At 65.3% G+C, this 17,005-nt stretch carries 22 protein-coding genes and 1 pseudogene; 11 read left to right on the top strand and 12 right to left on the bottom strand.

Features of this window, described 5'->3' with window-relative positions:
- Window positions 1-73: 73 nt before the first annotated feature.
- Entirely contained in the window at window positions 74-898 is an 825-nt protein-coding gene (locus FOM02_RS06775; protein WP_027560834.1) for a flagellin, read from the top strand.
- A gap of 21 nt (window positions 899-919) precedes the next feature.
- On the opposite strand, the gene FOM02_RS06770 is transcribed toward FOM02_RS06775, so the two are convergent.
- Entirely contained in the window at window positions 920-1,126 is a 207-nt protein-coding gene (locus tag FOM02_RS06770; protein ID WP_231164439.1) for a hypothetical protein, read from the bottom strand.
- Between FOM02_RS06770 and fliD the strand changes: the two genes are divergently transcribed.
- The 9 genes from fliD to FOM02_RS06725 all read left to right on the top strand — a co-directional run bounded on the left by fliD (window position 1,047) and on the right by FOM02_RS06725 (window position 9,392).
- Window positions 1,047-2,681, top strand: a complete 1,635-nt coding sequence (fliD, locus tag FOM02_RS06765; RefSeq protein ID WP_231164108.1) for a flagellar filament capping protein FliD — start codon at window positions 1,047-1,049, stop codon at window positions 2,679-2,681. The genes FOM02_RS06770 and fliD overlap by 80 nt on opposite strands.
- A complete protein-coding gene (gene fliS / locus FOM02_RS06760; RefSeq protein ID WP_027560832.1) occupies window positions 2,681-3,109 on the top strand; it encodes a flagellar export chaperone FliS in 429 nt (142 codons plus the stop codon). The genes fliD and fliS overlap by 1 nt, the downstream gene beginning before the upstream one ends.
- 170 nt (window positions 3,110-3,279) lie before the next feature.
- Window positions 3,280-3,552: a hypothetical protein gene (locus FOM02_RS06755; protein WP_027560831.1), complete on the top strand. Its 273-nt coding sequence runs from the start codon at window positions 3,280-3,282 to the stop codon at window positions 3,550-3,552.
- A 421-nt stretch (window positions 3,553-3,973) separates the two neighbouring features.
- The gene (locus FOM02_RS06750) at window positions 3,974-4,639 is read left to right on the top strand and encodes a flagellar hook assembly protein FlgD (protein WP_027560830.1); all 666 of its coding nucleotides are present in this window, start codon (window positions 3,974-3,976) and stop codon (window positions 4,637-4,639) included.
- Window positions 4,640-4,670: 31 nt separating this feature from the next.
- On the top strand, window positions 4,671-5,936 hold the full coding sequence (gene flgE, locus FOM02_RS06745; protein ID WP_027560829.1) for a flagellar hook protein FlgE: 1,266 nt from the start codon (window positions 4,671-4,673) through the stop codon (window positions 5,934-5,936).
- A 3-nt stretch (window positions 5,937-5,939) separates the two neighbouring features.
- Window positions 5,940-6,200 (top strand): hypothetical protein, encoded by a 261-nt coding sequence (locus FOM02_RS06740; RefSeq protein WP_027560828.1) that lies wholly within the window; start codon window positions 5,940-5,942, stop codon window positions 6,198-6,200.
- A gap of 15 nt (window positions 6,201-6,215) precedes the next feature.
- Window positions 6,216-6,674, top strand: a complete 459-nt coding sequence (locus FOM02_RS06735) for a hypothetical protein (protein ID WP_035729275.1) — start codon at window positions 6,216-6,218, stop codon at window positions 6,672-6,674.
- 18 nt (window positions 6,675-6,692) lie between these two features.
- Window positions 6,693-8,468, top strand: coding sequence for a flagellar hook-associated protein FlgK (flgK, locus tag FOM02_RS06730; protein WP_027560826.1), 1,776 nt, complete (start codon window positions 6,693-6,695; stop codon window positions 8,466-8,468).
- A 12-nt stretch (window positions 8,469-8,480) separates the two neighbouring features.
- Entirely contained in the window at window positions 8,481-9,392 is a 912-nt protein-coding gene (locus tag FOM02_RS06725) for a flagellin (RefSeq protein ID WP_027560825.1), read from the top strand.
- Between the two features lie 145 nt (window positions 9,393-9,537).
- On the opposite strand, the pseudogene FOM02_RS06720 reads toward FOM02_RS06725, so the two are convergent.
- The 3 genes and pseudogenes from FOM02_RS06720 to FOM02_RS06710 form a co-directional block, all read right to left on the bottom strand.
- A pseudogene (locus tag FOM02_RS06720) lies at window positions 9,538-11,108 on the bottom strand (AMP-binding protein).
- 33 nt (window positions 11,109-11,141) lie between these two features.
- The gene (gene upp, locus FOM02_RS06715; protein ID WP_027560823.1) at window positions 11,142-11,777 is read right to left on the bottom strand and encodes a uracil phosphoribosyltransferase; all 636 of its coding nucleotides are present in this window, start codon (window positions 11,775-11,777) and stop codon (window positions 11,142-11,144) included.
- A 69-nt stretch (window positions 11,778-11,846) separates the two neighbouring features.
- Window positions 11,847-12,587 carry a crotonase/enoyl-CoA hydratase family protein gene (locus FOM02_RS06710; RefSeq protein WP_027560822.1) on the bottom strand — a complete coding sequence of 247 codons (741 nt, stop codon included), beginning with the start codon at window positions 12,585-12,587 and terminating at the stop codon, window positions 11,847-11,849.
- 86 nt (window positions 12,588-12,673) lie between these two features.
- Between FOM02_RS06710 and FOM02_RS06705 the strand changes: the two genes are divergently transcribed.
- The gene (locus tag FOM02_RS06705; RefSeq protein WP_027560821.1) at window positions 12,674-13,258 is read left to right on the top strand and encodes a TetR/AcrR family transcriptional regulator; all 585 of its coding nucleotides are present in this window, start codon (window positions 12,674-12,676) and stop codon (window positions 13,256-13,258) included.
- Here the strand turns inward: FOM02_RS06705 and FOM02_RS06700 are convergent.
- The 8 genes from FOM02_RS06700 to FOM02_RS06665 form a co-directional block, all read right to left on the bottom strand.
- Window positions 13,255-13,383, bottom strand: a complete 129-nt coding sequence (locus tag FOM02_RS06700) for a hypothetical protein (RefSeq protein ID WP_265441509.1) — start codon at window positions 13,381-13,383, stop codon at window positions 13,255-13,257. The genes FOM02_RS06705 and FOM02_RS06700 overlap by 4 nt on opposite strands.
- Before the next feature lie 84 nt (window positions 13,384-13,467).
- Complete coding sequence (locus FOM02_RS06695; protein ID WP_027560820.1) at window positions 13,468-13,857, bottom strand: hypothetical protein; 390 nt, start codon at window positions 13,855-13,857, stop codon at window positions 13,468-13,470.
- Between the two features lie 17 nt (window positions 13,858-13,874).
- On the bottom strand, window positions 13,875-14,063 hold the full coding sequence (locus tag FOM02_RS06690; RefSeq protein WP_027560819.1) for a hypothetical protein: 189 nt from the start codon (window positions 14,061-14,063) through the stop codon (window positions 13,875-13,877).
- A 113-nt stretch (window positions 14,064-14,176) separates the two neighbouring features.
- Window positions 14,177-14,524: a hypothetical protein gene (locus FOM02_RS06685; protein WP_231164107.1), complete on the bottom strand. Its 348-nt coding sequence runs from the start codon at window positions 14,522-14,524 to the stop codon at window positions 14,177-14,179.
- A gap of 69 nt (window positions 14,525-14,593) precedes the next feature.
- Window positions 14,594-15,511 (bottom strand): 4-hydroxy-tetrahydrodipicolinate synthase, encoded by a 918-nt coding sequence (dapA, locus tag FOM02_RS06680; protein WP_027560817.1) that lies wholly within the window; start codon window positions 15,509-15,511, stop codon window positions 14,594-14,596.
- Window positions 15,512-15,532: 21 nt separating this feature from the next.
- Window positions 15,533-15,787, bottom strand: a complete 255-nt coding sequence (locus FOM02_RS06675; RefSeq protein WP_027560816.1) for a hypothetical protein — start codon at window positions 15,785-15,787, stop codon at window positions 15,533-15,535.
- A gap of 133 nt (window positions 15,788-15,920) precedes the next feature.
- Complete coding sequence (locus tag FOM02_RS06670; protein ID WP_027560815.1) at window positions 15,921-16,199, bottom strand: hypothetical protein; 279 nt, start codon at window positions 16,197-16,199, stop codon at window positions 15,921-15,923.
- Window positions 16,200-16,214: 15 nt separating this feature from the next.
- A complete protein-coding gene (locus FOM02_RS06665) occupies window positions 16,215-16,682 on the bottom strand; it encodes a hypothetical protein (RefSeq protein ID WP_027560814.1) in 468 nt (155 codons plus the stop codon).
- Window positions 16,683-17,005 lie beyond the last annotated feature (323 nt).

Raw genomic sequence — 17,005 nt, 5'->3', positions numbered from 1 at the left:
CGGGGCTGCGGTCTGCGTCGTCAATCGTCTTCAACGATGCGGCACGCCATGCCCATCAGCACAGGAGCTTGCAATGCCTGCAATCAACACCAACACCGCCGCGAACTCCGCGGTCCGCTACCTCAACATCAACTCCGCACAGGAGAGCAGCTCGCTCTCGAAGCTGTCGAGCGGTTCGCGTATCACGTCGGCCTCCGACGACGCCGCCGGCCTTGCGATTTCCACCCGCATCTCTTCGGACGTCACCACGCTGCAGCAGGCTGCGACCAACGCCTCGCAGGCGACCGCGATCCTCCAGACCGCCGACGGCGGCGCCTCCAACATCTCCGACATCCTGGCGCGCATGAAGTCGCTGGCCTCGGAGTCCGCGTCGGGCACCACGACCGATTCGAGCCGCGCCTACATCAACTCGGAATTCACGCAGCTCACCAGCGAAATCGATTCGATCGCGAGCGGCACGCGTTATTCCAGCCAGAGTCTCCTGGATGGCACGAGCGTGTTCTCCTCGGGCGTCTCCGTGCTGGTCGGCTCGTCCGGCTCCGACACCATCACCATCACCCTGACGAGCCTGACCGCGTCCTCGCTCGGCGTCTCCTCGCTCGACGTCAGCTCGCTGTCGGACGCGACCTCGGCGCTGACCGCGCTCGATACTGCGATCGACACGGTCTCCGCCGCCCGCGCCAGCATCGGTGCGCAGGAATCGCGCTTCAACTTCTCGTCCGACTCGATCTCGACCCAGACCCAGAACCTGCAGGCCGCCAATTCGGCCATCAAGGACGTCGACATCGCGGCCGAGCAGGCCAAGCTGTCGTCCGCCGAGGTGAAGACCCAGGCTGCGGTGTCGGCCGAATCCGCGGCGAACCAGATGCCGCAGTACCTGCTCAAGCTCCTCGGCTGAGGCGTGAGGCGCAAACGACCGTCATGCCGGGCCGGCTTGATGCCGGCCCGGTTCTCCCTGGGATGGAGCGGCCAGCAAAGTGACCAGCGTCAGTTCGAGCACCAGCAGCACGTCGACCACGAGCTCGAGCACGTCGAGCGCGTCCTCGGTGACCACGACCGGCACCAGCACATCGACCAGCATCGACTGGAGCGCGCTGATCACCGCGGCGGTGAATGCCAAGCTCACCCAGGCGACCACGATCTCGACGACGATCACCAACAACGAAGCCAAGATCTCGGCCTATCAGACGCTTCAGACCGATCTCTCGACGCTGTCGAGCGGACTGTCCTCGCTCGCGACCGCCGTCGTCAACTCACTGGCCACCAACGTCTTCGCCACCCGCGCGGCCACGCTGAGCTCCACCGGCGACGTGAGCGCGTCATCCGCGCTGTCCATGTCGGTCAGCAATGGCGCGGCAACCGGCGACCATACATTGACGATCAGCCAGGTCGCGACTGCGCAGAAGGTGGTCGGCACCTCGCAGTCGAGCCAGACGGACGAGCTCGGCTATTCCGGCACGTTCTCGATCGGGCTCGAGGGCGGGACGACAGCCGACATCACCGTCGACAGCACGATGTCGCTTCAGGACATCGTCGACAGCATCAACGCGCAGACCTCCACCACCAACGTCCAGGCGTCGATCGTCCAGGTCTCGAGCGGGTCGTATGAGATGGTGCTGACGGGCACCGAGGATGCCGCCGACATCACCTATTCCAGCACGTCGGGCGACGACATTCTGAACAAACTGGGTGTCACCGACAGCACGGGCGCCTTCGCCGACGTGCTCCAGACCTCGCAGGCGGCCGAATTCACGCTCGACGGGATCTCGATGACCCGCGACACCAACGACATCACCGACGTGCTCACCGGCGTGACGTTCAACCTGCTCCAGGCTACGCCTGATGGTGCCACGGTGAACATCAGCATCGAGCCTGACACCAGCCAGATCGAGTCCGCGGTCGAGACCTTCGTCACCAATTACAACACCTTTCGCGATGCGGTGATCGCGCAACAGGCGACCAGCTCGGACGGCACTGCGGATTCGAGCGCGGTGCTGTTCGGCGACGGCACCATGCGCGACATCATGGATGCGCTCCAGAACGCCCTCAACAGCACGGTGGGCGGCCTCACCATGGCCGATGTCGGCCTGTCCTTCAACGAGAAGAACGAGCTCGAGCTCGACACCTCGACGCTGTCGGAGATCCTCAGCACGAACTTGAGCGGCGTCACGACGCTATTGTCGGCGCAGACCAAGACGTCGTCGAGCCAGCTCACCGTCGTCAACACCGGAACCTCGCCGCAATCCTTCACGCTCGACGTCACGGTTGATGCCGACGGCAATCTGTCCTCGGCATCGGTCGGCGGCGATTCCTCGCTGTTCACGGTCAGCGGCACGACGATCATCGGCGCGGCCGGAACGGCTTATGCCGGCATGGCCTTCACCTATTCGGGATCGACCTCGCAGTCGATCACGGTAACCTCGACCTCGGGCATCGCCACCCAGCTCTATCAGATCTCCAAGAACTACTCGTCGAGCTCGGGCGCATTGCAGACAATGATCACCAACCTGACGGATCGCGACAACGAGCTCCAGCAGAAGGTGGACGACATCGAGAGCGCGGCGTCCGCCTACCAGACGCAGCTCCAGACCCAATATGCAAGCTATCAGGCCGCGATCGAGAGCGCGAACAACACGCTCAACTATCTCAAGGCCCTGCTCAACTCCAGCTCGAGTGATTGATGATGCATAATCCGATGGCGTACATGGCCAACCAGGCCTATCGGGGAGCCGCGACCAGCGTGCCGCCGCTCAAGGCGATCTCGATGCTGCTCGGTGGCGCCGTTACCTTCCTCCAGAAGTCGCTGGCCGCGCAGGAAGCGCGTCGCTTCGAGGAGGGGCATGAGTATCTGATGAAGGCGACCGCGATTTTGCGCGGGCTCAGCCACAATCTGGATTTCACCAGGGGCGGCGCCGTGGCGGAACGGCTGTTCCAGACCTACAATGCAATGATCCTGGCGAGCCTCAAGGCGTTCGGCCGGCCGCATGCGCGCGAGAGCTTTCGGCGCATCATCGCTGGGCTGACCGAGCTGAAGGAGGCCTGGGAGCACGTCGACGCGACGGTGCGGGGCGGCAAGGCCGCGCCGGCCGATTCGGCCCACAAGGGCTGACGAGGCCCGGCTCGCCGATCCCGCATGCGTCCCCGCGATCGACACGACCGCCGTTTTGGCCGCTTTCCGTAGCGCCGCGGGCGTTTTGGCGCGGAAGACCGCTGAAATCCGGTTTCCGCCGCGCCTACAATGCTTTATGACGGGCCTGACCGAGGCGGGATCGGCGGGCGATGGACGTCACCGAGTTTGAGGAACTGATCGATCGGCTGGGCGAGGATCTCGCGCTCTGGCCGGATGATCGACGCCTGCCCGCCCAGGAGCTGCTGGCGCGATCGTCCGCCGCGCAAGCCCTGCTCGAAGAGGCGCGCACCTTGCGCCAGGCGCTCGCTGCGCCCCCGGTCCGCGCGCCCAAGGGCCTCGCCGACCGCATCGTCGCCGCTGCTGCAAAAATGAAGAGCGACCCCGCCGAGCCGCGCAAGGAAGGCGAGACGGCGGAGAGCTGAACGGCTTCCGCTGAATTCTCTTTTGACAACTTCGCGGTTGCGGCAGCAAATAGCTTACTGATCACGAGAGGTCGTCATGCCCGGGCTTGTCCCGGGCATCCACGTTCTTCGTGCCGTGCGGCAAGTCGTGGATGGCCGGGTCAAGCCCGGCCATGACGCTTGTGGAAGGTCAACGTCTCCAACACGCAGCTCAGATCCGGTTGCTTTGCTCTGACCGAGGCGAGAACGTGCGGCTCGATCGCTACAACACATCAAACTGACTTCCCTCGCACGCGGCAGATTTTGCCGTGTCGAAAGCGGCTTTTCGCGCGCGCGAATCCTCGCCTGAAACCGCGCGCCCACGCGTTTCATCAGCACACAGATTTCAAGCGCAGCCAAGCGACACCTGATCGCCGGCGGCGCGAGAAAGTGGAGTTTTCTGATGACCGTTTCCGCCACGAGTTCAGCAACGACCGCGACCACGACGTCGTCGTCATCGAGCACGTCGTCGAGTTCGTCACTCACCTCGAGCGATTTCCTCAGCCTGCTCGTCAGCGAGCTTCAGAACCAGGATCCGTTGAACGCGACGTCGACCACGGACTTCATCAATCAGCTCACCTCCTATGCGAATTTCACCCAGCAGCAGTCGATCAACTCCAACATGTCGTCGCTGGCGAGCTCGTTCTCGAGCCTCGTGACGCTCAACTCGGTGAACTATATCGGCCACACCGTCGAGGCGAAGGGCGACACGTCGACCTTGAGCAACGGCTCGGCGACCTACGGCTACTCGCTGTCCTCGGCCGCCTCCAACGTCTCGATCAGCATCTCGGACTCCTCCGGCAATGTCGTCTACACCGGCACCGGCACGGGCAATTCCGGCTCCAACAGCTTCACCTGGGACGGCAAGGACTCCAGCGGCAATCAGCTCGCGGACGGCGGCCAGTACACCATCTCGGTGACCGCGACGAACTCCGCTGGCACCTCGGTCCTCAACTACACGACCGTCAGCGGAACGGTGACCGGCATCGACACCTCGACTTCCACGCCCTCGCTCACGGTGAGCGGTGTCGCGATCAGCGCCGCCAACATCCTCGGCGTCACGTCCTGATCTCACGTTCTGATTTTCTCGGAGTTTCACCATGAGTCTCACCGGTGCATTGTCCTCGGCGATCTCGGCGCTCAGCGCCCAGAGCCAGTCCCTGTCGATGATCAGCGACAACATCGCCAACTCCGATACGACCGGCTACAAGACGACGTCGGCGATGTTCGACGCACTCGTGACGGCTTCGAGCAACACCACCTCCTACGCATCGGGCGGCGTCACCGTCTCGGGCCGCTCCAACATCACCCAGCAGGGCCTGCTCGCCGCGACCTCCAATGCCACCGACGTCGCGATCCAGGGCTCGGGCTTCTTCGTGGTGACCAGCGCCACGACCGGCGGCATCACGTCCTACACCCGCAACGGCGCCTTCACGATCAACAATGCCGGTTATCTCGAGAACAACGGCAGTTACCTCGAGGGTTGGCGCACCGATGCGGACGGCAATGTCGTCGGCAGCGAGTCCGCCAGCAACCTGGAGGCCATCAACACCCAGGTCGCCTCGACCAGCGGCAGCGCCACGACCAAGACCACGATCGCGGCCAATCTGCCGTCCGATGCCGCCACCGGCGACACCTATACCAGCTCGATGACGGTCTACGATTCGCTGGGCGCCGCGAATACGATGCAGATCACCTGGACCAAGACCGGCACCAACGCCTGGAGCGCGAGCTTCGCCAATCCGACCTCGACCTCGGACACCACGACCGCGACCGGCACGGCCTCGGGCACGATCGACATCACCTTCAACAGCGACGGCTCGCTTGCGAGCACCAGTCCCGATCCGGCGACGGTCTCGATCACGGGCTGGACCGATGGTGCTGCCGACAGCACCGTCACCATGGACCTCGGCACCGCCGGAGGCACCGACGGCCTGACGCAATATGCCTCGGGCGAGACCACGCCCTCCGTCAACGTCACCAGCATCGACTCCGACGGCCTGTCCTACGGCAAGTTGTCCAGTATCTCGATCGGCAAGAACGGCGTGGTCGACGCCACCTATTCCAACGGCGAAACGATCGCGATCTACAAGATCGCCGTAGCGACATTTGCCGATCCCAACGGACTTGCGGCCGCGAGCGACGGTCTTTACTCGGCGACCGTGGCATCGGGCAACGCCGCATTGCAGGCCTCCGGCGAGAACGGTGCGGGCACCATCTACGGCAGCGAGCTGGAATCCTCGACCACCGACACCTCGAGCCAGTTCTCGAGCATGATCTCGGCGCAGCAGGCCTATTCCGCCGCGTCCCAGGTCATCTCCACCGTCAACAAGATGTACGACACCCTGATCTCGGCGATGAGGTGAGCGATGCGCGGCGAAGAAGCCAAGGCTGCGGGAGAGGCGCTGTTGCGCCGACTGCGGCGGCTGTTGGTTCGAGCAGCCAGCGCCAAGGGCAGCGACCGCAAGCAATTGCTCGCGCTGATCGACGACATCGAGACGACCCGTCGCGGCCTGTTGGAAAGGCGCGCCGAAGTCGAAGGCGAGATGCGGCAGGCGACCGTCAGGACCACCGCGATCGGCGCTTATCTGCGCAACTCGCAAGTCCAGCGCGGCAAACGGCACAACTAGAAGAAGGCGACGACCATGAGTGCAGCTCAAGCCAAGATGACGAACGCCGCGAATGGCGATATCAGGATCAAGTCGCTGATCACGCTGATCGAGACGCTCACCGCGCTGGTCGCGGAGGAGAACGCCGAGCTCGCCAAGGGCCTGCCGGCCTCGCGCCTGAAACAGGTCGACGAGAAGAACCGGCTGGCGGAGATCTTTGAGCGGACCGTTGCCGAGTGTGCGGCGGGGACGACCAGCCTGACCGTCAGGGATCGTGTCTTGCGCGAGCAACTGATGGAGCGGATCCTGAAGCTGCGCATGGCAATGGACGAGAATCTGGTGCGGCTGCGCGCGGCGATCGAGGCCAGCAACCGCCGGATCGAGGCCGTCATGCAGGCGATCCGCGAGCAGATCGCGGCGGTGTCGCCCTATGGTGCGTCCGGTCGCGTTGCCGCCGCCCGCGCCGTCTCCAGCGGCACCAGCCGCAGCGCCTGACGGTTCGAGGGGCCCGCCATGTCGCTCGATATCGCACGATCGATCGCCTTCAGCGGGCTGTCGGCAGCGTCCGTGCAGATCAGCGTGACGTCGTCGAACATCTCGAACGCCGACACGACGGGTTACACCAAGAAGACCGCGAGCCAGTCGAGCAGCGTCACCAACGGTGTCGGCACCGGCGTCACGGTGACGGGCATCACCTCGACGGTCGACAAGCTGCTGCTCAAGTCGCTGGTCTCCGCCGATTCCGCTCTCGGCTCGGCTGACACCACCAACACCTATCTGACCTCGCTCGAGAAGCTCTATGGCTCGGTCAGCAGCAGCGACGATTCGTCGTCCGGAACGTCGCTGGCCAACAGCATCGCCTCGCTGGAATCGGCGCTGTCCTCGCTGGCGAGCACGCCGAGCAGTGCCTCGCTGCAATCCAACGTCATCAGCGCGCTCGACGACGTCGCAAGCCAGCTGCGGGAGACCTCGAGCGGGATCCAGAAGCTCCGTTCCGACGCCGACCAGGACATCGCTTCCTCGATCGACGACGTCAACACGGATCTGCAGCAGATCGCGGACCTCAACGCCCAGATCAAGCAGACCGCGGCGACCGGCCAGTCGACCGCGGACCTGGAGGACCAGCGCAACACGGCGCTGCAGGACCTCGCCTCCAAGATGAACATCAACTATTTCACGGCGTCCAACGGCGATCTCCAGATCTACACCACGTCCGGCCAAGCCCTGGTCGACTCGTCCGCGCACACCATCAGCTATACTGCGGCGTCGAACGTGACCGCGTCGACGACCTACACCGCCGGTTCGTCATCGAGCGGTTTCAGCGCGATCACGGTGAACGGGGTCGATATCACGTCGCAGATATCAGGCGGCGACATCGGCGCGCTCATCACGCTCCGCGACGACACGCTGCCGGACGCGCAGTCGCAGCTGGATCAGCTCGCGCAGCAACTGTCCTCCGCGGTGAATAGCGTCTCGAACGGCGCGTCCTCCGTGCCGGCGCCGACCAGCCTGACCGGAACCACCAGCGTCACCAGCAGCACCGCGCTCTCCGCCACCGGAACGGTACGCATCGCCGTCACCGACCAGAGCGGCAATCTGGTCTCCTATGGTGATCTCGACCTGTCGTCCTATTCCACGGTCGGCGATCTCGTCAGCGCCATCAACGGCATCTCCGGCCTATCCGCATCGGTCGACGCCGACGGCCATCTCGCGATCACGGCAACCGGCTCGGGCAATGGCGTCGCCATCAACGAGATGACGAGCTCGGTGGGAAGTGCGAGCGAAGGATTTTCCGAGTATTTCGGCCTCAACGACCTCGTCACCGGAACCAGCGCGTCCGATATCGCGGTCAACAGCAAGATCCTGTCCGGCATCAACGAGCTCCAGCTTGCGACGCTGGACTCCTCGTCGAGCCTCACGGTCGGCAGCTCGGTGCTGTCGTCGGGCTCGGCGACGGTGGTCAACGCTTTCTATGACGCGTTGACGGCGTCCCGGACGTTTTCCGCCACCGGCGGTCTTGCTGCCAGCACTGGCTCTCTTGCCGATTACGCCTCGGCAGTCGTCGCCGACGTCTCGAGCAAGGCCTCGCAGGCATCCACCGACTACACCGCCAAGGAGACCGCGCAGTCGACCTATGCGAACTCGCTGTCGTCGCAGTCCGGCGTCAACCTCGACGAGGAATCGGCCAATCTGAGCACGCTTCAGAACAAATATTCGGCGGCCTCGGCGCTGATCCAGGCCATCAACTCCATGTACTCGGCGCTGCTCACCGCCGTGCAATCGACCTAAGAGGGCACGCCTATGGTCGCGATGCGGGTGGCTACCTTCGCGCAGTCGAACAGGATGATCGCCGACGCGATGCGCGTCGAGTCGGTCATGGCGAGCAAGCAGATACAGGAATCCTCGGGCGTCGTCTCGACCGATTTCGGCGGCTATGGCTCGGATTCGCAGCATGTCGTCAACCTCCAGGTCTCGGTGACGCGCGCGCAGTCCTATATCGATGCCGCGACGCTCGCCGACAGCAAGGTGCAGGTGATGTATTCGGCCGTCGGCTCGGTGACCGACATCCTCACCCAGCTGCGTTCTCAGCTCAGCGCCGCATCGACGGGAAGCTCGACCGAGGTGAATTCGGTGATTAGCTCGGCCCAGCAGATGCTGGAGCAGATGGGCTCGCTGATGAACACGCAATATGACGGCCAGTACGTCTTTGCCGGCGGCAAGACGGAGACGGCGCCGGTCGATCTCACAAGCTTTTCGTCCGGCAGCGGCTCGCTAACCACGACCGATACCAGCTACTACGATGGCGACGACGAGATCGCCTCGGTGCGGGTCGGCTCCGACGAAACCGTGTCATACGGCGTCACGGCCGATAATTCGGCGTTCGAGGAGGTGATGCGCGTGCTGAAATTCGTGGCGAACAGCACCACGCTGTCGTCCTCGGATATCACCAGCGCGCTGGATCTCGCCAGCACGGCGCTCGACGACACCGCTGCTGTGCAGGCCAAGCTGTCGAGCTCGGCGTCCTCGATCGAGACCGCGAGCTCGCGCCAGGCCGACTACAAGAGCTATGCCGAGACGCTGTCGAACGACCTCACCGGCGTCGACGTCGCCGCACTCACGGCGCAACTGTCGACTTACCAGACCCAGCTCACGGCTTCCTATTCCGCACTCGGCAAGATCCTGAGCATCAATCTTGCGAACTATCTGAAGTAGGCCAATACACTCAGTGTCATTCCCCGCGAAGGCGGGGAATCCAGTACGCCGCGGCCTCCTGGTCCTATCAACACTGTCTCTGGAATACTGGATGCCCCGCTTACGCGGGGCATGACAGCGCGTTGTGTGGAGGCTTCTCGCCGGCCTATTCGGCCGCGATCCGCTCCATCGCCATGGCACGAAGCCGCGCACGCTGGATCTTCACGCCATTGGCGCTGTCGGTGACCGGGAAGGCGTCGACAAGATAGATCCGCGCCGGCACCTTGTAGCCGGCGAGCCGCTCGCGCAGGCGCGCCGTCAACGCCTCCTGCTGCGGCGGCTCCGCAGCCGCAATCACGAAGGCGACGCAGCGCGCCTGGCCCTTCAGGTCGACCGCGACCACCTGGGCATCCGCCACGCCTGGACAGGATTTGAGCTCGTCCTCGATCTCGCCGGGGGCAACGAGAAAGCCGCCGAGCCGCATCGCGTCGCCCGCGCGGGTCTCGTAGACGAAGGCGCCATCGCCGCGCAGCCGGCCGATATCGCCGGTGCGGAAGAAGCCGTCGGTGGTGATCGCATCGCCCGTAGCCTCGGGATTGTTGAAATAGCCGAGGAAGCGCGAGGGCGCGCTGATCTCAATCTCGCCGGAGACGCCGTGGGCGGCAAGCTCGCCGGTCTCGGTGTCGCGGACGCGCACTTTTGCGGCAGGCGACATCGGCCAGCCGCCGCCTTCGATGCGGTCGGCGAAGGCGTCGCTGACGCGGGCGATCGAGAACAGCGCCTGCACCTCGCTCGAGCCGTAGAGGCCGAACAGCTTCATGCCGCGCGCCTCGGCCTCCGCGGCCAGCTCGCGCCAGCCGGGCTGGAACGCGGCGAAGCCGCAGATTTCGAGATGCGGGAACGGCTGCGGCGCATCGGTCAGCGCGAGGATGCGGCGGAACATTTCGTCGGACCCGAACGAGTGCGTGATCCGGTGCTCGCTGAGAATCTTCAGCGCCGGTGCCGCTTCGAAGGCATCGAGCACATGGATGGTCGCGCCCGCGGCGATGAAGCCGAGCAGGCTCGTCATGCCAAACGTGCCGCAGAACGGCAGCATGGCCAGCAGCGAATGACGCTGCGGCGAAAGCTGGAGCGCATTGGCAACGGAGACGGCGTGGCTCGTTAGTGTCCGCTGCGAATGCGCAACGAGCTTTGGTCCCTTGGTCGTGCCCGATGTGGTGTAGAGCAGGACCGGCAGATCGACGTCGTCTTGAGCCGGCGGGGTGGGCGGATGGACGGTGTCGAAGGCATCGAAGGGCACGCACGGCCACTGCGCGGGAATCCTGTCTGCGCCGACCACGGCAAGCTGTTGCAGCGCGGGGACATCGTCCTTGGCAATGTCGGCAAGGATGGCGGCGAAATCGATCGAGCGGAACGCGGCCTCGACCACCATCAGCTTCGCGCCGGAGACCTTGAGCAGATGCGCGACCTCCGCGCTGCGGTAGCGCGTATTGACGGCGGCGACGATTGCGCCGAGGCGGGCGGCCGCGAACAGCAGCGCGATCCATTCGACCCGGTTGACCAGCCAGACCGCAACGACATCGCCTTTGCCGATGCCTTGCGCGGCAAGCCAGGCGGCGGCCTGCTCCACCCTCGCAGAGAATTCCGCGTGCGAGACCGGTGTGCCGTGAACACGAAGGCGGGCTCGGCAGCCTCAGGGCGGATCAGCGATCGCAGCGAAAAATCGTTGGCGCTCATGGCAACCGGAGTAACCCGGCAGCGCGCGGCTGTCTACTTGGTGCCGAACATCCGGTCGCCGGCGTCGCCCAGGCCCGGCACGATGTAGCCGTGGTCGTTGAGCCGCTCGTCGATCGCGGCGGTCCAGACCGGCACGTCGGGATGCTCGCTCTGGAATTGCGCGACGCCCTCGGGCGCGGCCAGAAGGCAGACGAAGCGGATGTCGCGGGCGCCGCGCGCCTTGAGCAGGGAGGCGCCGGCGCAGGCCGAGTTGCCTGTCGCCAGCATCGGGTCCATCAGGATCACGGTACGGTCGGACAGGTCCTGCGGCGCCTTGAAGTAATATTCCACGGCCTGCAATGTCTCGGGGTCGCGATAGAGTCCGATATGGGCGATGCGCGCCGAGGGCATCAGCGCCAGCATGCCGTCGAGGAAGCCGACGCCGGCGCGCAGGATCGGCGCCAGCGTGAGCTTCTTGCCGGCGATCTTCGGCGCCTGCATCGGCGCGATCGGCGTCTCGATCTCGACCAGCTCCAGCGGCAGATCCCGCGTCACCTCGTAGCAGAGCAGCATCCCGATCTCGTTCAGGATCTCGCGAAAGCTCTTGGTCGAGCGGTCCTTCTCCCGCATCAGGGAGAGCTTGTGCTGGACCAGGGGGTGGGCGACGACGTGGACGTTGGTGCTGCTCATGAAACCGCTCTACACGGTTCCGTGAAATTGCGCCAGATCGGCCGGGTTTTTTCCGCGGGATACGCGGCCTCAGGCGGGCATCGCAACCGCCGTGCGGGCCCGGCTGCTTGCCTCGTAGGCAGCCATGGTCAATTCACGGTCGATCGCCGCGCGCATGGCGTCCATGGCGGCCTGGCGCAGCCGCTTCTTCGCGATCGCATGCGACGGCTTGTGGATCGCGCGCAGGGCCGCGATGATCTGCTCGAGGGTGCCCTCGATGGCCTCGGGCGCAACCACGCGGTCGAGGAAACCTGCCGCGAGCGCGTCCTCGGGCTCGTACATTTCGCCCAGCGTCGCCGTGCGGCTGAGCCAGGCCGGGTGCACGCGGCTGCGCGCCAGCTCGATCGCAAAGCTGGGCGGCGCAATGCCGATCGCGACCTCGTTGAGCCCCATGCGGTGCGGCCCGTGCGCGCCGAGCCTGACGTCGCAGGCGAGCAGCAGGAACGTTCCCATTGGATAGGCATGGCCCTCCATCAAGCCGATGATCGGATGCGGAAACGACATCAGCCGCAGCGCAAGCTCCGCGCCGGCCCGGACCATCTCGAGGCTTTTGGCGGCATCGCCCGAGGCGAACACCTTCAGATCGAAGCCGGCGGAGAAGATGCCGGGCCGCGCCGAGCGCAACACCACCATCTCCGCCTCTGTCTCGGCCCGGTCGAAGGCGGCGCCGATCTCCGCCAGCATCGCAGTCGACATCACGTTGACCTTGCCGTCGTCGAGCCCGATCCGGGCCACGCCGTCGTTCAGCTCGTAGCTCACTGCCTTGGGCATCTGCCTCTCCTTGTCGTTGGTCGTGCCTTGACTGTCGGAAGCTGATGTAGACCAATCAATATAATTTCCGACCGGAGGAGCGCGCCATGCCGGCCGTGCCGAAACACCGCCAGCCCATCATCAATGCCGCCGTGACGTTATTCCGTCGCCAGGGATTTGCCCGCACCGGCCTTAACGACATCGTCGATGTCAGCGGCGCGCCGAAGGGCTCGCTCTATCATTACTTTCCGGACGGAAAATCCTCGATCGCGGTGGCCGCAGTCGAGGAGGCGGGCCGCCGGGTCGCGGACACCGTGGCCAAGCTCGCGGCCGAGTGTGGCTCGACCGGCGAACTCTTGCGGGCGCATGCGAGATTGCTGGCGGGCTGGATGCAAAGCTCTGGCTTTCGTAACGGCTGCCCGATCACGACCGTGCTGCTGGAGCTGGCGCCGCGCGAGCGTGCTGTATCGGAGGCCGGCCGCAAGGCCTATGCAGCGCGGCTATCGATCCTGCGCGAGAAGCTGAGCGCCGATGGATTTGCCCGGCCGCGCGCGGAGGCGCTCGCCGTGCTCTGCACCTCGGCGCTCCAGGGCGCACTGATCCAGGCACGCGTCGAGCGCAGCGGCCGGCCGATCGAGACCACGGCGGCAGAGCTGGCGCGGCTGATCGAGGCGGAGGCGGAGAGGGGCTAGACCCCGAGCCCGCGGGCCAGAAGCGTGATCACGAGCGTCAGGACCGCGCCCCAGATCAGGCTCAGCGTCATGGTCAGGATCGTCGTCGTGACCGCGTGCTCGAGATTTCCCTTGAGGAGCTGCATGCTAGCGGTCCGGCGCCGCGGTGAGGCGCAGGCCGAGCAGCAACGCACCCATCAGCGCAACCAGGATGGCGATCTTGAGCTCGATCATGTCGGCCGCCTCGTGGTCATGCGCGCCAGGAGCCGCATGGCGCCCTGCGCCAGCACGATCAGCGGATTGCCGCGGTTCTCGACGTCGAGCTCGATCGTCTCGGTGGGAAACACCAGCGCGCAGCGCGCCGGCGCGCTCTGACGGTTGGCGAAGTCCATCGCCGAGCTCTTGAACAGGAACAGACCGCCGATGCGGCCGTTCGCCTCGCGCGCGACCCAGAGGCCGGCGCTGTTGCGCCCGATGAAGAAGGCCGGAATGGCGGCGCTGACGACATCCGGGTCGATCGGTCCAAGCATCGCCTGCACCTGCCGGGGCTCCGGCCGGTGATGGGCGGTTTGAAGAGCGATTGCGGCCATCGCGGCCTCTTCACACATTTGCAAGGTCATGGGGACCTCCTTGCGGCTCAGGCGTGCAGGTGCCAGACATAGATTGCGGTCTTTAGCGCGATCAGCGCGGTGAGCACGCTGCCCATCGAGAGCAGGGTCAGCGCGCCGAGTGCGAGGCGCTTGAGCCGGGCCTTGCGTGCCGTTGACAGCCGCACCGGGCGTTCGACGGGGAAGGGCCGGTCAAGGCCATGCGTCAGGATCGACATGTTGGAAGTCCTTGTCCTTGGTGCGGCGAGACGGCCGCTCCAATCTGCTTGGTAATGATGTCCATCGCTGCGTAGGATTGCGAGATGACCGCCGGGCTGCCGGCATAGGAATCTCATAAAGACGCCGACCGTCGCGCCGGCAGCCCTCTGAAGAGATCGGGGTTCCGCTTCGGCCGCAGCTGCGACGGCGCAGGATCCGAATGCGTCATCCCGATCGCCGCCGCAAAGGCAAGCCGCAGCCGCGGCTCCTCGATCTGCTTGCAGAAGCCGTCCAGGATCGCATCGGCATTCTGGTGCTGCCCGCCGATGGCCGCGCAGAGCTGCGAGCTGGTGCGCCGGAAGAAGTGTAGCGAGTCGTCGGCGTGACGCCGCCCGCCGAGGTGATCGAGCTCGGCCGCGAGCGCCGCGACGTTGAGCCTGTCGGGCTCATCACGTGTCACGGCAAAGCGCAGCAGCGCCAATTGCCAGGCGTGGAGCAGCCTCTGAGTTCCTTCGACCAATGTCGGCATGCGATGCCCGCCCGCGACGCCTCAGGCCCCGACGCCGTCGATCAGTTCCTCGTCGGCGATCGCGGCGAAGGCGCGGATCACCTCCCGCTGCCTGGTCGCCTCCAGCGGCACGATCGGCAGCCGTGTGGCTTCCGACATCAGGCCGAGCACGCTGAGCGCATATTTGAGTGCCGCCGGGCTCTCCTTCGACAGGCAGGCGATCAGGGGAATGAGGCGCTTGTGCAGGTAGCGCGCCGATTGCAGGCGCCCCTGCCTGACATGCGAGAAGATCGTGCGGCAGAGATCCGGCGCGATATTGGCGACCTCCGAGATCGCGCCATCGCCGCCGTCCGTGATGAAGCCGAACGCGGTGGCGTCGTCGCCGGACAGGAAGCGAAACCCCGCCGGCAGATGCCGCGACAGGCGCATGGGGCGGGTGATGTCACCGCTTCCATCGCGCAGGCCCACAAATCGCCGGGATTCGACGAGACGCAGCAGCGTCTCGTCGGCCAGTGGGCGCAGCGTGCGGGAGGGAATGTCGTGCAGGATCACCGGCAGGCCGATCGAACCTGCAAGGCTGCGGAAGTGCGCGAGCATGCCCTCCTGCATCGGTTTGTTGTAGGCCGGAACGACCGACATGATGGCGTCGGCGCCGGCCGCCTCCGCGCGCCGCGCGAGCTCGATGGCATGGCTCGTTGAATTCGAGACGGCGCCGGCAATGACCCGGACGCGGCCGCGGGCGACATCGACCGCAGTGCGGATGACCAGCTCCTGCTCGGCCGGCGAGAGTGTCGATGCCTCGCCGGCCGTCTCGCAGACCACGATCGCGGGAGCACTCGCGGCGATCTGGCGCTCGCAGAGCGCGGCGAACGCGTTGATGTCAACCGCGTCCGCCGTGTCGAACGGTGTCGGCAGGTCCGGAATGAAGCCGGTGAACCAGGCTGAGGGAGGGATGAACATGGTGCCTCGCGGCAAACGCGCTCAGGCGGCGCGCTGTGAGAGGATGCTGTTGGGATTCTTGCCCATGTCGAGCTCGAGCTCGCGTGGCAGCTCGACGATGGTTTCAGGGTGCTGCCCGTTCTCGAACAGCGCATATTTGATGGCCTGGGCGCGGCTGACGAACAGGCCGCCATAGAGGCCGCTCTGCTCCTGCGCGACCCATTGTCCCCTGTGGTTGCGGCCGACGAAGACGATAGTCGAGGGGGAGCTGCACGAGGGCGGTTCGACGAGCTTCATGGACGTAGTCCTTTCCGATTGACAGAGGCGGCGGACGCAAGCCCGCAACCGTCCGATCAATATCTTTTCAAGCGAATATGATTTCGAGTGAGGCGGTGCGGCGATCTCATAGGAAGCGCATAAAGCCGCGTGATCAGCCCAGCTCGCTGGCGAGATGAACCAGCGCGAACAGCGCGCCGAACGCGGCGCATTCGTCCCAGTGATTGAGGACGGCACCGAACAGCGGCTCACGCCTGAGAAGGCCGACGGCCGCACACAGGATGATCGACATCCAGAGCAGGGCGGCCAGGCTGCGTCCGAAGCCGATGCTGCCGAATGCGGCAACGCCGGCGAGGAGAACGACGCGCACGGCAAAGCGCGCGGTCACCCGCGCCGGGCTCAGGGCCCGCGATATGTCTGAGGATTGCGGCAAGGCACGAACGCTGGCTTAGCTGAAGTTCTCGCAGGCAACCGGCTCGTAGAGCGAATCCATGGCGAGCCTCACCGTGGGAACGCTTGGCCGCGACGCCTCCACGGCGAGCGCCTGCACCTCGATGAACGCAGACAAGAGTGCGATCGCAAGATCGGCGTGATGTGCCTCGACTGCCGCGTCCAGCCAGTCAGGCAATTCACGTTCGCGGGAGAGAGCGCAATGCCATTCGCCTTCGTCATAGGCGATGCGGCGGACCTGCCAAAGCGGCAGCTCGATCTCTATCAGCGCCAGCGCGGCATCGGTCCAGGCCTCCGCGTCGATCAGGCGCATGAGGCGGGCCGTGCGCGCGCTCTGGCCGAGCGAGGGAAATCGCCGGCAGGCGTGATCGATGATGTCGAGCATCAACGGTTGCGTCAGTGCATGCGCATTGGCCAAACGCTTGCCGAGCGACGGCGGGTCGTAGTGGCGGAGAGCGGCGGTCATATCAGGCCTCCTGGAATGGGCGTCGGTCAGTCGGCCGGCCTCTCCAAGATGGCGGGAACGGCATTTGAAAACGAGATGAGGAGGAGGCGAGAGAAATAGGGATTTCATAAAGGCACGGGCGCCGCCGGGCAGGGCGCGCGGCTAGCGCCCATGTCCGACCGTCGTTTTTGCGAAACGCCCGCAGCAATTTGTGGCAGGCGTTTATGGAAGACCAGGGCGAGGGTCCGCTATAATTATCGGCAGTGAAGGTGATGCCTGATCGGCATCCCTGCCGTCTCGGGCCAATATCGGGAGTGCCTTGCCGGTGTCATTTCGGCCGCCCT

Source organism: Bradyrhizobium sp. SEMIA, assembly GCF_014844175.1.
In the GTDB taxonomy this organism is placed as follows: domain Bacteria; phylum Pseudomonadota; class Alphaproteobacteria; order Rhizobiales; family Xanthobacteraceae; genus Bradyrhizobium; species Bradyrhizobium arachidis.
The sequence above is the reverse complement of the archived record's forward strand: the minus strand, read 5'-3'. Positions and strand labels throughout refer to the sequence as shown.

What these genes read in the sequence shown, in the direction of transcription:
- FOM02_RS06750 (WP_027560830.1), top strand. Translation starts at nt 3,974, where the DNA reads ATGACCGTTTCCGCCACGAGTTCAGCAACGACCGCGACCACGACGTCG.
- FOM02_RS06700 (WP_265441509.1), bottom strand. Translation starts at nt 13,383, where the DNA reads ATGCAGCTCCTCAAGGGAAATCTCGAGCACGCGGTCACGACGACGATC.
- FOM02_RS06690 (WP_027560819.1), bottom strand. Translation starts at nt 14,063, where the DNA reads ATGTCGATCCTGACGCATGGCCTTGACCGGCCCTTCCCCGTCGAACGC.
- flgE (WP_027560829.1), top strand. Translation starts at nt 4,671, where the DNA reads ATGAGTCTCACCGGTGCATTGTCCTCGGCGATCTCGGCGCTCAGCGCC.
- FOM02_RS06675 (WP_027560816.1), bottom strand. Translation starts at nt 15,787, where the DNA reads ATGAAGCTCGTCGAACCGCCCTCGTGCAGCTCCCCCTCGACTATCGTC.
- FOM02_RS06665 (WP_027560814.1), bottom strand. Translation starts at nt 16,682, where the DNA reads ATGACCGCCGCTCTCCGCCACTACGACCCGCCGTCGCTCGGCAAGCGT.
- FOM02_RS06705 (WP_027560821.1), top strand. Translation starts at nt 12,674, where the DNA reads ATGCCGGCCGTGCCGAAACACCGCCAGCCCATCATCAATGCCGCCGTG.
- FOM02_RS06710 (WP_027560822.1), bottom strand. Translation starts at nt 12,587, where the DNA reads ATGCCCAAGGCAGTGAGCTACGAGCTGAACGACGGCGTGGCCCGGATC.
- dapA (WP_027560817.1), bottom strand. Translation starts at nt 15,511, where the DNA reads ATGTTCATCCCTCCCTCAGCCTGGTTCACCGGCTTCATTCCGGACCTG.
- FOM02_RS06725 (WP_027560825.1), top strand. Translation starts at nt 8,481, where the DNA reads ATGGTCGCGATGCGGGTGGCTACCTTCGCGCAGTCGAACAGGATGATC.
- FOM02_RS06735 (WP_035729275.1), top strand. Translation starts at nt 6,216, where the DNA reads ATGAGTGCAGCTCAAGCCAAGATGACGAACGCCGCGAATGGCGATATC.
- FOM02_RS06740 (WP_027560828.1), top strand. Translation starts at nt 5,940, where the DNA reads ATGCGCGGCGAAGAAGCCAAGGCTGCGGGAGAGGCGCTGTTGCGCCGA.
- FOM02_RS06755 (WP_027560831.1), top strand. Translation starts at nt 3,280, where the DNA reads ATGGACGTCACCGAGTTTGAGGAACTGATCGATCGGCTGGGCGAGGAT.
- upp (WP_027560823.1), bottom strand. Translation starts at nt 11,777, where the DNA reads ATGAGCAGCACCAACGTCCACGTCGTCGCCCACCCCCTGGTCCAGCAC.
- fliS (WP_027560832.1), top strand. Translation starts at nt 2,681, where the DNA reads ATGATGCATAATCCGATGGCGTACATGGCCAACCAGGCCTATCGGGGA.
- FOM02_RS06775 (WP_027560834.1), top strand. Translation starts at nt 74, where the DNA reads ATGCCTGCAATCAACACCAACACCGCCGCGAACTCCGCGGTCCGCTAC.
- FOM02_RS06695 (WP_027560820.1), bottom strand. Translation starts at nt 13,857, where the DNA reads ATGACCTTGCAAATGTGTGAAGAGGCCGCGATGGCCGCAATCGCTCTT.
- flgK (WP_027560826.1), top strand. Translation starts at nt 6,693, where the DNA reads ATGTCGCTCGATATCGCACGATCGATCGCCTTCAGCGGGCTGTCGGCA.